Raw genomic sequence first — 14,670 nt, forward strand, 5'->3', positions numbered from 1 at the left:
ATCACCATGCTGGACCGCATCCGCGCCTGCATTCCCGCCCTGCCCCCCGCCGAGCAGCGGGTGGCCAAGCTCGTGCTGGCGGACCCGCGCAGCTTCGCGTCCATGCCGGTGAGCGAGCTGGCCGAGCGCGCCCACGTGAGCAAGCCCACCGTCGTGCGCTTCTGCCGCAGCGTGGGCTACGACGGGCTGGCCGACTTCAAGCTCAAGCTGGCCGGCACGGTGAACGAGGGCGTGCCATTCGTGCACCGGGCGGTGGACGAGGACGACAAGCCCGCCGACATCATCGTCAAGGTGATCGACAACGCGGTGAGTGCGCTGCTCAAGTACCGCAACGACGCCGCTGGCCATGCCTTCGAGCGCGCCATCTCGGCGCTCGCACGCTGTGCGGACCAGCGCGGCCGCGTGGAGTTCTACGGCGTGGGCAACTCGGGCATCGTGGCCCAGGACGCACAGCACAAGTTCTTCCGCCTGGGCGTGAACGCGGTGGCGCTGGTGGACGGCCACGTGCAGGTGATGAGCGCCACCATGCTCAAGCCGGACGACTGCGCCGTGATCATCAGCAACTCGGGTCGCAGCCAGGACCTGATCGGCGCCGCCGAGATCGCGCTGAAGAAGGGCGCGACGCTGGTCGCCATCACCGCGAGCGGCTCACCGCTCGCCCAGCTGGCGCAGGCGGCCGGCCACATCGTGCTGGCAGCCGACCACCCCGAGGACTACGACCGCTACAGCCCCATGGTGTCGCGCATGCTGCACCTGATGGTGATTGACATCCTCACCACCGGCGTGGCGCTGCGCCTGGGCCCGGCGCTGCGGCCGCTGCTGCAGGAGATCAAGCGCAACCTGCGCACGCGGCGCCATGCCGCGGCGGCGTCGGGCCCCTTGTCGGCCGCCACGGCCGCCGACTGACGCCCCGGCGCACTGCGCCTCAGGCCAGGCCGAGCAGTTCGGCCACGCCGTACAGGCGCGCCAGGTCGACCAGGCGGGCCGGTGCGTTCACCACGGCAAAGCCGCGGCCCCGCTCCTCGGCCAGCCGTCGGCATTGCAGCAGCACGGCCAGGGAGGCGGAATCGATGTGGGTGAGCGCCGCGGCATCGATGCGCACCGTGCGCTCGTCGGTGGCGGCGATGGCGGGCCCGAGCGCCGCCATGGCCGAGCGCGCGTCGCGCAGCGTCAGCGCGGCCGGCAGCACCAGGCCTGCCGGCACCGGCGCCGTCGCCGCGGGAGACAGGTTCGCCTCGGCCATGTGCATCAGCCCTTCGCCGCCGGCGCGGCCGCCGCCGCCGCCTTGTTCTTCTCGGCCAGCTTGCCGATCAGGCCGTCCACGCCGACAGCGCCGATCTCCTGCGCGAAGCTGGTCTTGTACTGCTCGACCAGCCACACGCCCATGACGTTGACGTCGTAGATCTTCCAGCCGGCGTCCGCCTTCTCCAGGCGGTAGTCGAGCTGGATGGGCTCGCCCTTGCCCTTGACCTCCGTGCGCACCACCACCTCGGTGTCGGTGGGCGCGGCGCGGAAGGGCTTGAGCTGCACGGTCTGGTCCTTCACCTGGGTGAGCGCACCGGAATAGGTGCGCACCAGCAGGACCTTGAACTCGTTCTGCAGCTTCTGCTGCTGGTCGGGCGTGGCGGTGCGCCAGTGCCGGCCCACGGCGGACGCCGTCATGCGCTGGAAATTCACGTGCGGCATGACCTTGGTGTCGACCAGGGCGATGATGCGGGAGACGTCGCCGGCCTGGATGGCCTTGTCGGCCTTCACGGTGTCGATCACCTCGGTGGAGACCTGCTTGATGAGCTGGTCCGGCGCGGCGGCGTCGGCGGCGCGGGCCACGGTGCTGGCCAGCGGGCCCGCCAGGGCCAGGGCGGCGACGGCGGCAAGGGCCACGCGGCGCGTGGTGAAGGCGGGGGAAAGCGTCACGGACATGTGGTTCATTCCTCGGTTCGGCGGGCAGCGAGCAAGCGTCGCGCCCGGTCAGCGTTCAACGCGGGCCATGGCCGGGCGGTCGACCGGGCACGGTAACAAAAAGCAGCCATCCAGGCGGCCGCCCCATCCGCCTGGGACCGCTCAGCGGGCCGCCGGTTCCGACGCGGCCGCCGGCGGGGGCGCCGGTTCGTCGTCCTCGGCAGGCTCCTCGGGCGGGTTGCCGTCGTGCACCTGGTTCTGCCGCCGCGCGAGGTAGGCGTCGCGCAGGAAGCTGTACTTGTCGAGGGCGATGTCGTCGAGCACACGCGAGGCGCCCAGCAGGTTGGCACGCGTGTTGACCACGTTCAGCAACGTCACCGCCAGCACCCGGGCGCGCGTGTCGTCCACGAGAGCCGAGGGGCTGGCCTGCATGTCGACCGGCAGCGCCGCCGTGTCGCGCACGGTGGACGGTCCGAGCAGCGGCAGCACCAGGTACGGCCCCGACGGCATGCCCCAGCGGCCGAGGGTCTGGCCGAAATCCTCCGGCTGCTTGTCCAGCCCGATCTCCGTGCCGATGTCCAGCAGGCCGCCGAAGCCGAGGCCCGTGTTGACGACGACGCGGAAGCCCATCTGCAGGCCGCTTTCCACCTTGCCCTGCAGCAGGTGGTTGATGGCCGACCAGGCGTCGGCGACGTTGCCGAACACGTTGTCCACCAGGCCCCGCAGGTACTCGGGCACCCAGTCACGGTAGGCCGTGGCCACCGGCTTGAGCACGGCCGCGTCGAGCGCCTCGTTGAACGAGAACACCGAGCGGTTCCAGGGTTCGAGGGGGTCGCGGGGGGACCGGGGGGCGGCCGTCGGCGACGGTGGAGCGTCCGTGCCCGCGGCCGACGCGGCCGCTGCCGGCGCCAGTGGCGCCGGCGCCTGGGCGTGGGACGGAGACGTCACCGCGGCGAGCGCCGCGGCCAGCACCAGGCCGGCGGCCAGCCCGCGGGCGCCCGGGGCTGCGCTCACTTGGCCCCCTCCGCCGGGGCCTGCGAGCCCGCGTCCGCCGCCTTGTTGAACAGGAACTGGCCGATCAGGTTCTCCAGCACCACCGCGGACTGCGTCTGCGTGATCAGCGTGCCGGGAGTGAAGTTCTTCTCGTCGCCCCCGGGCTCGATGCCGATGTACTGGTCACCCAGCAGGCCCGAGGTGAGGATCTTGGCCGACGAGTCGCGCGGGAACTGCACGTCCGAGCGGATGGCCAGCGTGACCACGCCCTGGTAGGTCTTGGGATCCAGCGTGATGGACGTGACGCGCCCGACCACGACGCCCGCCGAGCGCACCGGCGCGCGGGACTTCAGGCCGCCGATGTTGTCGAAGCGGGCCTGCAGCGTGTAGGTCTCGCCGTTGGTGGTGGTGGTGAGGTTGGCCGCCTTCAGCGCCACGAACATCAGGGCCCCCAGGCCCATCAGCACGAACAGGCCGACCATGATCTCGATGCTCTTCTTTGCCATCGTTGCAAGTCCAAAAGGGTGTCGCGTCGCTTCAGCGGGTGGAGAACATCAGCGCGGTGAGGATGAAGTCCATGCCCAGCACGGACAGCGAGGAGATGACCACCGTGCGCGTGGTGGCATAGGCGACCCCTTCGGGTGTCGCCTCGGTCTCGTAGCCCTGGTACAGCGCCACGGCGGTGCAGATGACGCCGAACACGAAGCTCTTGACGACGCCGTTGCCCACGTCCCGCCAGACATCCACGCCGCTTTGCTGGATGGACCAGAAGTTGCCGGGGTCGATGCCGATCAGGCCCACGGCCACCAGCCAGGCCCCGAGGATGCCCACGGCCGAGAACATGATGGCCAGCAGGGGCATGGCGATCAGGCCGGCCAGGAAGCGCGGGGCCAGCACCCGCTCGCGCGGGTCGATGGCCATCAGCTCCAGCGCGGCGATCTGCTCGCCCGCCTTCATGAGGCCGATCTCGGCGGTGAGCGAGGTGCCCGCCCGGCCCGCGAACAGCAGCGCGGCGACCACCGGGCCCAGCTCGCGCACGAGCGACAGGTTCACCACCAGGCCCAGCTGCTCGGCCGCGCCGTAGGTGGCCAGGGCGTAGTACATCTGCAGCGCCAGCACGAAGCCCACCGCCATGCCCGACGCGAGGATGATCACCAGCGAGCGGTTGCCGATGGCATGGATCTGGGTGACCACCAGGCCGAAGCGCCGCAGCGAGGCCGGCAGCGCGCGCAGCAGGTCGGCCAGGAACAGCGCGGCCCGGCCCCAGCCACGCAGCACGCGCAGGGCCCAGGCGCCGATGAGGGCGAGGAAGTTCATGCGCGGGCCTCCGCCGTGCCGAGGCCGAAATCCTCGGCCAGCGGCCTGGCGGGGTAGTGGAACTTGACCGGGCCGTCCGGCTCGCCACGCACGAACTGGCGCACCTCGGGATCGGTGCTGTCCATCAGCTCTGCCGGCGTGCCCTGGGCCACCACGCGCCCGCCGTTGGCCAGGAGCACCACCCAGTCGGCGATGGCCATGCACTCGGGCACGTCGTGCGAGATGACCAGGGAAGTGGCGCCCGTCACGTCGTTGAGCGTGCGGATGAGCTTGGCCGCCACCCCCATGGAGATGAGGTCCAGGCCCGCGAAGGGCTCGTCGTACATGATGAGCTCGGGGTCCAGCACGATGGCGCGGGCCAGGGCGACGCGCCGTGCCATGCCACCGGAGACTTCGCTGATCCTGAGCGAGGCCGCCCCGCGCAGGCCGACGGCGTTGAGCTTCATGAGCACGATGTCGTGGATCAGCGGCTCCGGCAGATCCGTCATCTCGCGCAGTGGGAAGGCCACGTTGTCGTAGACCGTGAGGTCGGTGAACAGCGCCCCGAACTGGAACAGCATGCCCAGGCGGCGGCGCAGGCGGTACAGCTGGGCGCGGTCGTGCACGTCGACCACCTCCCCGTCGAAGACCACGCGGCCGCTGTTGGCGGCGTGCACGCCGCCGATGAGCCGCATCAGCGTGGTCTTGCCGCAGCCGGAGCTGCCCAGCACGGCCGTGACCTTGCCGCGCTGGAAGCGCAGGCTCAGGTCAGTGAGGATGTTGCGGCTGGCGTCGTACCCGAAGGTGACGCGGTCGATCTCGATGAAGGTGTCGCTCATCTCGGGCAGGGGTGACCCGAGGGATTCTCGCATGCGGCCCGGCAGGGTGCCGGGCCGGTCCTTCACCGCTCCGTCAGCGCGGCAGCACCGAGGCGCCCGTCAGGAACTCGTCCACCGCGCGGGCGGCCTGACGGCCCTCGCGGATGGCCCAGACCACCAGCGACTGGCCGCGGCGCATGTCGCCGGCGGCGAACACCTTGTCCACGTTGGTGCGGTAGCCCACGGCGGCGTCGGTGGCCGCCTTGGCATTGCCACGTGCATCGAGCTCCACGCCGAAGGCCTGCATCACCGAGGCGACCGGGTTCACGAAACCCATCGCCAGCAGCGCGAGGTCGGCCTTGAGCACCTGCTCGGTGCCGGGCACCTCGACCATCTTGCCGCCTTCCCACTGCACGCGCACCGTCTTCACGCCGGCGAGCTTGCCCTTCTCACCGACGAACTCCTTGGTGGCGATGGCGAACTCGCGCTGGCAGCCTTCCTCGTGGCTGGACGAGGTGCGTAGCTTGATGGGCCAGTAGGGCCACACCAGCGGCTTGTTCTCGGTCTCGGGCGGCATGGGCATCAGCTCGAACTGCGTGACGCTGGCCGCCCCGTGGCGGTTGCTGGTGCCCACGCAGTCGCTGCCGGTGTCGCCGCCGCCGATCACGATGACGTGCTTGCCGTCCGCGCGGATCTGGCCCTTGAGCTTGTCGCCCGCGTTCACCTTGTTCTGCTGCGGCAGGAACTCCATGGCGAAGTGCACGCCGTCCAGGTCACGCCCGGGCACCGGCAGGTCGCGGCTCTGCTCCGCGCCACCGGCCAGCAGCACGGCGTCGAATTCCGCCTTGAGCTGCTCGGCGCTCACGGTCTCCTTGGCCCAGTTCGTCACCTTGGAGCCCTTGGGCATCTCGCCCACGAGCACGCCGGTGCGGAAGACCACGCCCTCGGCCGCCATCTGCGCCACGCGGCGGTCGATGTGCGACTTCTCCAGCTTGAAGTCGGGGATGCCGTAGCGCAACAGGCCGCCGACGCGGTCGTTCTTCTCGAACACCGTCACGTCGTGGCCCGCGCGCGCCAGCTGCTGCGCTGCCGCCAGGCCGGCCGGGCCGGAGCCGACCACGGCCACTTTCCTGCCGGTCTTGTGGGCGGCCGGCTGCGGGGTGACCCAGCCCTCCGCCCAGGCGCGGTCGATGATGGCGTGCTCGATGGACTTGATGCCCACCGGGTCGTCGTTCACGTTCAGCGTGCAGGCGGCCTCGCAGGGGGCCGGGCAGATGCGGCCGGTGAACTCGGGGAAGTTGTTGGTGCTGTGCAGCACCCGGATGGCGTTGCGCCAGTCGCCCCGGTACACGAGGTCGTTGAAGTCCGGGACGATGTTGTTGACCGGGCAGCCGCTGTTGCAGAAGGGCGTGCCGCAGTCCATGCAGCGTGCGCCCTGCACCTTGGCCTGCTCGGGCACCAGGCCGATGACGAACTCCTTGTGGTGCTTCAGGCGGTCGGCGACGGGGGCGTAGCCCTCCTCGATGCGCTCGTACTCCAGAAAGCCGGTGACTTTTCCCATGATGCGGTTCCGGTGGATGCGGGGGTGCGGGTCGTGCGGGGCGCTTACTTGGCCGCCAGCGTCTTGCCGGCCTTGCCCGGCTTGGCGGCGGGGCGGCCCACGGCCTTGTCGATGACCTCGGTGGTCTCGCGGGCAGCCTGCAGCTCGGCGAGCGCGCGCTTGTACTCGGTGGGGAAGACCTTGACAAACTTGGCGCGCGAGTCGGCCCAGTGGTCGAGGATGTCGCGTGCGCGCAGGCTGCCGGTCCACTTGTGGTGGTCCTCGATCAGCTTCTTGAGCAGCGCCTCGTCCGTCTGGCCGCGGTGCCACACGGCGCGGTCCACCGTCTCCTCCTGCACGCTGGCCGGCAGCACCGGCTCCAGCGTCACCATGGCGGTGTTGCAGCGGCGCGCGAACTGGCCGTCCTCGTCGAAGACGTAGGCCACGCCGCCCGACATGCCGGCAGCGAAGTTGCGGCCGGTGCGGCCCAGCACCGCCACCGTGCCACCCGTCATGTACTCGCAGCCGTGGTCACCCGTGCCCTCGACCACCGTCGTGGCGCCGGACAGGCGGACCGCGAAGCGCTCACCGGCCACGCCACGGAAGAAGGCCTCGCCGCTGGTGGCACCGTACAGCGCCGTGTTGCCGACGATGATGTTCTGCGTGGCATCGCCGCGGAAGTCGATGGACGGGCGCACCACCACCCGGCCGCCGGACAGGCCCTTGCCGGTGTAGTCGTTGGCCTCGCCGATGAGGTACAGCGTGATGCCCGGGGCCAGGAAGGCCGCGAAGCTCTGGCCGCCGGTGCCTTCCATCTGGATGAACACCGTGTGGTCGGGCAGGCCCTCGGGGCGCTGGCGGATCAGCTCGCCGGAGAGCATGGCGCCCACCGAGCGGTTGACGTTGCGCGCGTCCTGCATGAACTGGATCTTCTCGCCGGTGGTGAAGGCGTCCTGGCACTTCTGGATCAGCTTGCGGTCCAGCGACCTGTCCAGCCCGTGGTCCTGCGCCTCCACGTGAAAGCGGGCCACGCCGGCGGGCACCTGCGGGCGGTGGAACACGCGGCTGAAGTCCAGGCCGCGGGCCTTCCAGTGGGTGACGGCCTTGCGCGTGTCCAGCAGGTCGGCGCGGCCGATCAGGTCGTCGAACCTGCGGATGCCCAGCTGCGCCATGAGCTGGCGCGCCTCCTCGGCCACAAAGAAGAAGTAGTTGACGACGTGCTCGGGCTTGCCGGCGAACTTGCGGCGCAGCACCGGGTCCTGCGTGGCCACGCCCACCGGGCAGGTGTTGAGGTGGCACTTGCGCATCATGATGCAGCCTTCCACCACCAGCGGCGCGGTGGCGAAGCCGAACTCGTCCGCGCCCAGCAGCGCGCCGATCACGACGTCGCGTCCGGTCTTCATCTGGCCGTCGGCCTGCACGCGCACTCGGCCACGCAGGCGGTTGAGCACCAGCGTCTGCTGCGTCTCGGCCAGGCCGAGCTCCCAGGGCGTGCCGGCGTGCTTGATGCTGGACCACGGCGAGGCGCCGGTGCCGCCGTCGTGGCCGGCGATCACGATGTGGTCGGCCTTGCACTTGGCCACGCCCGCGGCGATGGTGCCCACGCCGACCTCGGACACCAGCTTCACGCTGATGGACGCACGCGGGTTGGCGTTCTTCAGGTCGTGGATGAGCTGGGCCAGGTCCTCGATGGAATAGATGTCGTGGTGCGGCGGCGGGCTGATCAGGCCCACGCCCGGCACCGAGTAGCGCAGGAAGCCGATGTACTCGCTGACCTTGCCGCCCGGCAGCTGGCCGCCCTCACCCGGCTTGGCGCCCTGGGCCATCTTGATCTGGATCTGGTCGGCCGACACCAGGTACTCGGTGGTCACGCCGAACCGGCCGGACGCCACCTGCTTGATGCGCGAACGCAGGCTGTCGCCGGCACGCATGACGTAGTCGGACTCGACCACCTGCGCGCCCAGCACCTCGGACACCTTGGTGCCATCGGTGATCGCGATGCCCTTGAGCTCGTTGCGGTAGCGCGCCGGGTCCTCGCCGCCTTCACCGGTGTTGCTCTTGCCACCGATGCGGTTCATGGCGATCGCCAGCGTGGTGTGCGCCTCGGTGGAGATCGACCCCAGCGACATGGCGCCCGTGGCGAAACGCTTGACGATCTCCGCCGCCGGCTCCACCTCCTCCAGCGGGATCGCCTGGGACGGGTCGAAGCGGAACTCGAACAGGCCGCGCAGCGTGAGGTGGCGCCGGCTCTGGTCGTTGATGAGCTGGGCGTATTCCTTGTACGAATCGAACTGCCCGGAGCGCGTGCTGTGCTGCAGCTTGGCGATGGCGTCGGGCGTCCACATGTGCTCCTCGCCACGGGTGCGCCAGGCGTACTCGCCACCGGCGTCCAGCATGCCCTCGAGCAGCGGGTCGTCACCGAAGGCGGCGCGGTGGTTGCGCAGCGCCTCCTCCGCCACCTCGAACACGCCGATGCCTTCGACCTGCGTGGCGGTGCCGCGGAAGTACTTGTCCACCATGGCCTTGTTCAGGCCGATGGCCTCGAACAGCTGGGCGCCGCAGTACGACATGTAGGTCGACACGCCCATCTTGGACATGATCTTCGACAGGCCCTTGCCGATGGCCTTGACGTAGTTGGCGATGGCCTTGTCGGCCGACAGCTCGCCGGGCAGCTCCTGGTGCATCCCCGCCAGGGTCTCCATGGCGAGGTAGGGGTGCACGGCCTCGGCGCCATAGCCGGCCAGCACGGCGAAGTGGTGCACCTCGCGCGCCGAGCCGGTCTCGACCACCAGGCCGGCGGTGGTGCGCAGGCCCTCGCGCACCAGGTGGTGGTGGATGGCCGACAGCGCCAGCAGCGCGGGAATGGCCACCTGGCCGCGCGCCATGCGGCGGTCGGTGATGATGAGGATGTTGTGGCCGCTCTTGATGGCGTCCACGGCTTCCGCGCACAGCGAGGCCAGCTTGGCCTCGATGCCCTCACGGCCCCAGGCCAGCGGGTAGGTGATGTCCACCTCGCAGGTCTTGAACTTGCCGCCGGTGGCCGACTCGATGTTGCGCAGCCGCGCCATGGCCTGGAAGTCCAGGATGGGCTGGGCCACCTCCAGTCGCATCGGCGGGTTCACCGCGTTGATGTCCAGCAGGTTGGGCTTGGGGCCGATGAAGCTGTTCAGGCTCATCACGATGGCCTCGCGGATCGGGTCGATCGGCGGGTTCGTCACCTGGGCGAACAGCTGCTTGAAGTAGTTGTACAGCGGCTTGTTCTTGTCCGACAGCACGGCCAGGGGCGAGTCGTTGCCCATCGAGCCGATGCCTTCCTCGCCGGCCGTGGCCATGGGCGCCAGCAGGAACTTGATGTCCTCCTGGGTGTAGCCGAAGGCCTGCTGGCGGTCGAGCAGGGATTCGCTGAAACCGGCCTGCACGGCGTCGCCCGCGGGGATGGCGTCGAGCCGCACCCGCACGTTGTCGATCCATTGGCGGTAGGGGCGCGCGCTGGCGAACTGGGCCTTGAGCTCCTCGTCGTTGACGATGCGGCCCTGCTCCAGGTCGATGAGGAACATCTTGCCCGGCTGCAGGCGCCACTTCTTGACGATGCGGTTCTCCGGGATGGGCAGCACGCCGGATTCGGAGGCCATCACCACCAGGTCGTCGTTGGTGACGATGTAGCGCGCCGGACGCAGGCCGTTGCGGTCCAGCGTGGCGCCGATCTGCTTGCCGTCGGTGAACACCATCGCCGCCGGGCCGTCCCAGGGCTCCATCATCGACGCGTGGTACTCGTAGAACGCGCGCCGACGCTCGTCCATCATCTCGTGCTGTTCCCAGGCCTCCGGGATCATCATCATGGCGGCGTGGGCCAGCGGGTAGCCCGCCATGGTGAGCAGCTCGAGCGTGTTGTCGAAGGTGGCGGTGTCGCTCTGGCCCTCGAAGCTGATGGGGTAGAGCTTGCGCAGGTCCTCGCCCAGCACGGGCGACTTCATCACGCCCTCGCGCGCGCGCATCCAGTTGAAGTTGCCCTTGACCGTGTTGATCTCGCCGTTGTGCGCCACCATCCGGTAGGGGTGGGCCAGCGGCCATTCGGGGAAGGTGTTGGTGGAGAAGCGCTGGTGCACCAGGGCGAGCGCGGACACCGTGCGCGGGTCGGCCAGGTCCTTGAAGTACTGACCCACCTGGTTGGCCAGCAGCAGGCCCTTGTAGATGATGGTGCGGCAGCTCATGCTGGGCACGTAGTACTCGCGGCTGTGCGTGAGCTTGAGCGCCTGGATGGCCGCCGACGCGGTCTTGCGGATCACGTAAAGCTTGCGTTCCAGCGCGTCCGGCACGATCACATCGGCGCCGCGGCCGATGAAGACCTGGCGGATCACCGGCTCGGTCGTGCGCACGGCGGGCGACATGGGCATCTCGGTGTCCACCGGCACGTCGCGCCAGCCCAGCAGCACCTGGCCTTCGGCCTTGATGGCGCGCTCGAGCTCCTGCTCGCAGGCCAGGCGGGAGGCATGCTCCTTGGGCAGGAAGATCATGCCCACGCCGTATTCGCCGGGCGGCGGCAGCGTGATGCCCTGGGCCGCCATCTCGGCGCGGAAGAACTCGTCGGGAATCTGGATGAGGATGCCGGCCCCGTCACCCATGAGCGCGTCGGCGCCCACCGCGCCGCGGTGGTCGAGGTTCTCCAGGATCTTCAGGCCCTGCTCGACGATGGCATGGGCCTTCTGCCCCTTGATGTGGGCGACGAAGCCCACCCCGCAGGCGTCCTTCTCGGCGGCCGGGCGGTACAGGCCGCGCTCGGCCAGCTGCTCGATCTCGTGGCGCGACGCCGGGGTGGCGGCGGCCTCGGGAGCGGTGGGCGAAACGGGGGCAATGGCGGTGGGCTGGGCGCCCGGCGCGGCCTGGGACATGGCGACGCTCCTCACGAGACTTAGGGGAAACGCGAGGGTAGGCCAAAGACCCTGACGGGACAAGCGCTTTAAATTAGGGTCAGGCTTCCATATTATTGTTTGAGATCAGCAGCCATTGTTTAATTGGGGACAGCCTTTTGCAGCTTGCGGGGTCGACCGCGCGGGCGCGCCACCAAGCTCCTGCCAACTTGCTTCTCCACCGACTGGAGCGCTGCCGGCGTCCCCCATGGGCGGCCCGACCTGAGTGCTGCGTCCACCGCCGCCTGCTCGGCCGGGGTGACACCCTGCTCCACCGCCTGCCGGTAGGCGGCTTCGCGGTCGAAGGGGGTGTTGCCCAGGGCCCAGTAAGCCGGCGGGTCCGTCACCAGCGGGTCGCGGCGCTGGCCCAGGTGGTGGGGCAGGCTGCTGGCGTCGCGCTGGCCGGCCTCGGCCGCGGCAAGCTCCAACAGGCGCAGGCACGCCAACAGCGAGGTGTCGTCGGCCACCAGGTGCGCCCGGTAACGCCCCTCCCAGAGTGAGCCACTGCGGCCATGGCGCGCATTGAAGGCACTGACATAACGGCGGCTCAGGCTCTGCAGCAGGCGCCCCACGTCGTCGGATTGCGCCGGCGTGACGAGCAGGTGAAGAGCCGTCGGGAGCACCGCGTAGCCGTGCAGAGGCACCTGGTGCTCCCGCAGGGCATCGCGCAGGTCCGCGAGCAGCCGGCGCCGGTCCTCCTCGTCGTGACAGATCGGTTGCCGGTTGTGGCCGCGCAGCTGCAGGTGGTGCGGGACACCGGGAAGGGTGATGCGAGGTTGGCGCGCCATGGCGGGGTTGAAAAGCCTGGCCCCATTTTCGCCGGGATCCGCCGTGGCGGTGCGCCAGGCGCCCTCAGTCGGCGAACAGGCGCTGCCCGGTCAGGCGCTGGTGCTCACGCAAGGCGAAGCGGTCGGTCATGCCGGCGATGTAGTCGGCCAGGCCGCGCAGCCGCGAGCCGCGCTGTCGAAATTCCTCGGGCCACTCGGCATCCCGGTCGCGGTAGATCGCGAAGAGCTCGGTGATGACGCGCTTGCCTGCGTCGGTGTTCGCCATGACCCGGGGATGGCGGTAGAGCGCCCGGAAGAGAAAGCGCTTGAGGGCGGCGCTGGATGCCTTCATGCCCTCACTGAAACCCACGAGCGGCGGCAGCGTGCGCGCGGCCTCGGCGTCCTCGGGACGGTGATGGGCAAGGCGCACCGCGGTGGCATCGATGACGTCGTAGACCTGCGCCGAGAGCATGCGGCGGATGATCTCGGCCAGGAGCCGGCGCTGCGCCGTGCCGGCCAGCGCCGGATGCGCCGCCAGGGTCTCCTGGTGGAAGCGCTCGAACAAGGGCACTTCGCGCAGCATCTCCACGCTGAGCAGCCCCGAACGGACGCCGTCGTCCACATCGTGGGCGTTGTAGGCGATCTCGTCGGCCAGGTTGGTCAGCTGCGCTTCGAGGCTGGGCTGCAGGCCCTGCACGAAGCGCCGGCCGGGTCCGCCGGGTTCGTCCCGCTCCCACGCCTGTGCCAGCGGCAGCGGACAGCGCTTCAGGATGCCCTCGCGCGTCTCCAGGCACAGGTTCAGGCCATCCCACTCGGGGTAGCGCTGTTCCAGCGCGTCCACCACCCGCAGGCTTTGCAGGTTGTGCTCGAACCCGCCCTGCCCCGCCATGCAGGCGTCCAGCGCGTCCTGCCCCGCGTGCCCGAAGGGCGTGTGCCCGAGGTCATGGGCCAGGGCAATGGCCTCCACCAGATCCTCGTTGAGGCCCAGGCTGTGGGCCATGGAGCGGGCCAGCTGCGCCACCTCCAGGGAATGGGTGAGGCGCGTGCGAAACAGGTCGCCCTCATGGTTGAGGAAGACCTGGGTCTTGTAGACCAGGCGCCGAAACGCGCTGCAGTGCACGATGCGGTCGCGGTCGCGCTGGAACTCGCTGCGCGTCGGCGCAGGCGGCTCCGGCCGGCGCCGCCCGCGGCTGCGCGAGGCATGCACGGCCCAAGGGGCGAGACCCTGGTCGCGCAGCCGCGCCACGAAGGGCCCGTCGGGCGCGCCGTTCGGCGGGGTCATCCTTGGGCCGTGTGGGCACGGACGCACTCGGCCACCAGGCCGTCCGGCGCGGGACGCACCACCGCACGGCCGATGCCTTCGATCAGCACGAAGCGGATGTCACCCCCTTCCGCCTTCTTGTCCACGCGCATGTGGCGCAGGTAGTCCTGCGCCGTGAGCGATGCCGGGCCACGCACGGGCAGCCCGGCCGCATCGAGCAGACGCACCAGGCGGGCCGTGAAGCCGGTCGCGGCCAGGCCGAGCCGCTCCGACAGTTCAGCCGCCATGACCATGCCCGCGGCGACCGCCTCCCCGTGCAACCACACCCCGAAGCCCAGCCCCGCTTCGATCGCGTGCCCGAACGTGTGCCCGAAGTTGAGGATGGCGCGCAGCCCGCCCTCCCGCTCGTCCGCCGCCACCACCGCCGCCTTGATCTCGCAGGACCGCTTCACCGCCTGCTGCAGCGCCGTCATGTCACGCCGGCGCAGGTGGGGCATGTGGGCCTCCAGCCATTCGAGGAAGACGGGGTCCGCGATGGGACCGTACTTGATCACTTCGGCGAGGCCGGCGCTCAGCTCCCGGTCCGGCAGCGTGGCAAGCGTGTCGAGGTCGCACAGCACCCGCACGGGCTGGTAGAACGCCCCGATCATGTTCTTGCCGAGCGGATGGTTGATGGCCGTCTTGCCCCCCACGGACGAATCGACCTGCGCCAGCAGCGTGGTCGGCACCTGCACGAAAGGGACGCCCCGCATGTAGCAGGCGGCCGCAAAACCGGTCATGTCCCCGATCACACCGCCCCCCAGCGCGAACAGCACGGTCTTGCGGTCACAGCCGGCCCCCAGCAGCGCATCGAAGATGCTGTTCAGGGCGGGCCAGTCCTTGTGGGCTTCGCCATCCGGCAGCACCACACGCAGCACACGCCGGTAATGCGGCGACAGACGGTCCGCGAGCCGGTCGGCATACAGCGGCGCCACGGTGTCGTTGCTGACGATGACCGCATCGCTGGCGCGGGGCAGGCCCTGCCAAGGCGACTCCCGGTGCAGCAGGCCCGGGCCGATCAGGATGTCATAGGCACGGTCGCCCAGGGCGACAGGGACGGTGAGGTCGGCGGGGACCGACGCCGACAGCAAGGTATCAGGGCTGACCATGCGGCCAGTGTACGGGGCCACGTGGCCGCACCCCCACGGGG

Annotated in this window: 12 protein-coding genes; 1 reads left to right on the forward strand and 11 read right to left on the reverse strand. The window is 70.0% G+C overall.

Annotated features, from left to right (window positions below):
• Positions 1 to 6 precede the first annotated feature (6 nt).
• Complete coding sequence (locus tag ACE3UN_RS02895; RefSeq protein WP_374673409.1) at positions 7 to 906, forward strand: MurR/RpiR family transcriptional regulator; 900 nt, start codon at positions 7 to 9, stop codon at positions 904 to 906.
• Positions 907 to 925: 19 nt separating this feature from the next.
• Here the strand turns inward: ACE3UN_RS02895 and ACE3UN_RS02900 are convergent, their stop codons facing one another.
• The 11 genes from ACE3UN_RS02900 to aroB all read right to left on the reverse strand — a co-directional run bounded on the left by ACE3UN_RS02900 (position 926) and on the right by aroB (position 14,629).
• A complete protein-coding gene (locus ACE3UN_RS02900; protein WP_374673410.1) occupies positions 926 to 1,249 on the reverse strand; it encodes a lipid asymmetry maintenance protein MlaB in 324 nt (107 codons plus the stop codon).
• The gene (locus ACE3UN_RS02905; protein WP_374673411.1) at positions 1,249 to 1,920 is read right to left on the reverse strand and encodes a phospholipid-binding protein MlaC; all 672 of its coding nucleotides are present in this window, start codon (positions 1,918 to 1,920) and stop codon (positions 1,249 to 1,251) included. Before ACE3UN_RS02905 ends, ACE3UN_RS02900 begins: the two co-directional genes overlap by 1 nt.
• A 141-nt stretch (positions 1,921 to 2,061) precedes the next feature.
• Positions 2,062 to 2,913, reverse strand: a complete 852-nt coding sequence (locus ACE3UN_RS02910) for a VacJ family lipoprotein (RefSeq protein ID WP_374673412.1) — start codon at positions 2,911 to 2,913, stop codon at positions 2,062 to 2,064.
• On the reverse strand, positions 2,910 to 3,398 hold the full coding sequence (gene mlaD, locus ACE3UN_RS02915; protein WP_374673413.1) for an outer membrane lipid asymmetry maintenance protein MlaD: 489 nt from the start codon (positions 3,396 to 3,398) through the stop codon (positions 2,910 to 2,912). The genes ACE3UN_RS02910 and mlaD overlap by 4 nt, the downstream gene beginning before the upstream one ends.
• A 31-nt stretch (positions 3,399 to 3,429) precedes the next feature.
• On the reverse strand, positions 3,430 to 4,209 hold the full coding sequence (gene mlaE / locus ACE3UN_RS02920) for a lipid asymmetry maintenance ABC transporter permease subunit MlaE (RefSeq protein ID WP_374673414.1): 780 nt from the start codon (positions 4,207 to 4,209) through the stop codon (positions 3,430 to 3,432).
• Positions 4,206 to 5,027 carry an ABC transporter ATP-binding protein gene (locus ACE3UN_RS02925; protein WP_374673415.1) on the reverse strand — a complete coding sequence of 274 codons (822 nt, stop codon included), beginning with the start codon at positions 5,025 to 5,027 and terminating at the stop codon, positions 4,206 to 4,208. Before ACE3UN_RS02925 ends, mlaE begins: the two co-directional genes overlap by 4 nt.
• 73 nt (positions 5,028 to 5,100) lie before the next feature.
• Entirely contained in the window at positions 5,101 to 6,567 is a 1,467-nt protein-coding gene (locus tag ACE3UN_RS02930; RefSeq protein ID WP_374673416.1) for a glutamate synthase subunit beta, read from the reverse strand.
• 44 nt (positions 6,568 to 6,611) lie between these two features.
• Positions 6,612 to 11,435: a glutamate synthase-related protein gene (locus ACE3UN_RS02935; RefSeq protein ID WP_374673417.1), complete on the reverse strand. Its 4,824-nt coding sequence runs from the start codon at positions 11,433 to 11,435 to the stop codon at positions 6,612 to 6,614.
• A 119-nt stretch (positions 11,436 to 11,554) separates the two neighbouring features.
• Entirely contained in the window at positions 11,555 to 12,241 is a 687-nt protein-coding gene (locus tag ACE3UN_RS02940) for a transposase (protein WP_374673418.1), read from the reverse strand.
• A gap of 64 nt (positions 12,242 to 12,305) precedes the next feature.
• Positions 12,306 to 13,502 carry a deoxyguanosinetriphosphate triphosphohydrolase gene (locus ACE3UN_RS02945; RefSeq protein WP_374673419.1) on the reverse strand — a complete coding sequence of 399 codons (1,197 nt, stop codon included), beginning with the start codon at positions 13,500 to 13,502 and terminating at the stop codon, positions 12,306 to 12,308.
• Positions 13,499 to 14,629 carry a 3-dehydroquinate synthase gene (gene aroB, locus ACE3UN_RS02950; RefSeq protein ID WP_374673420.1) on the reverse strand — a complete coding sequence of 377 codons (1,131 nt, stop codon included), beginning with the start codon at positions 14,627 to 14,629 and terminating at the stop codon, positions 13,499 to 13,501. Before aroB ends, ACE3UN_RS02945 begins: the two co-directional genes overlap by 4 nt.
• Between the last annotated feature and the right edge of the window lie 41 nt (positions 14,630 to 14,670).

Source organism: Ideonella sp. (assembly GCF_041918995.1).
Taxonomy (GTDB): Bacteria; Pseudomonadota; Gammaproteobacteria; order Burkholderiales; family Burkholderiaceae_C; genus Ideonella.

Bases quoted from the DNA above. Each gene is read 5' to 3' on its own strand.
- ACE3UN_RS02895 (WP_374673409.1), top strand. From the start codon at position 7: ATGCTGGACCGCATCCGCGCCTGCATTCCCGCCCTGCCCCCCGCCGAG.
- ACE3UN_RS02900 (WP_374673410.1), bottom strand. From the start codon at position 1,249: ATGCACATGGCCGAGGCGAACCTGTCTCCCGCGGCGACGGCGCCGGTG.
- ACE3UN_RS02905 (WP_374673411.1), bottom strand. From the start codon at position 1,920: ATGTCCGTGACGCTTTCCCCCGCCTTCACCACGCGCCGCGTGGCCCTT.
- mlaD (WP_374673413.1), bottom strand. From the start codon at position 3,398: ATGGCAAAGAAGAGCATCGAGATCATGGTCGGCCTGTTCGTGCTGATG.
- mlaE (WP_374673414.1), bottom strand. From the start codon at position 4,209: ATGAACTTCCTCGCCCTCATCGGCGCCTGGGCCCTGCGCGTGCTGCGT.
- ACE3UN_RS02925 (WP_374673415.1), bottom strand. From the start codon at position 5,027: ATGAGCGACACCTTCATCGAGATCGACCGCGTCACCTTCGGGTACGAC.
- ACE3UN_RS02930 (WP_374673416.1), bottom strand. From the start codon at position 6,567: ATGGGAAAAGTCACCGGCTTTCTGGAGTACGAGCGCATCGAGGAGGGC.
- ACE3UN_RS02935 (WP_374673417.1), bottom strand. From the start codon at position 11,435: ATGTCCCAGGCCGCGCCGGGCGCCCAGCCCACCGCCATTGCCCCCGTT.
- ACE3UN_RS02940 (WP_374673418.1), bottom strand. From the start codon at position 12,241: ATGGCGCGCCAACCTCGCATCACCCTTCCCGGTGTCCCGCACCACCTG.
- ACE3UN_RS02945 (WP_374673419.1), bottom strand. From the start codon at position 13,502: ATGACCCCGCCGAACGGCGCGCCCGACGGGCCCTTCGTGGCGCGGCTG.
- aroB (WP_374673420.1), bottom strand. From the start codon at position 14,629: ATGGTCAGCCCTGATACCTTGCTGTCGGCGTCGGTCCCCGCCGACCTC.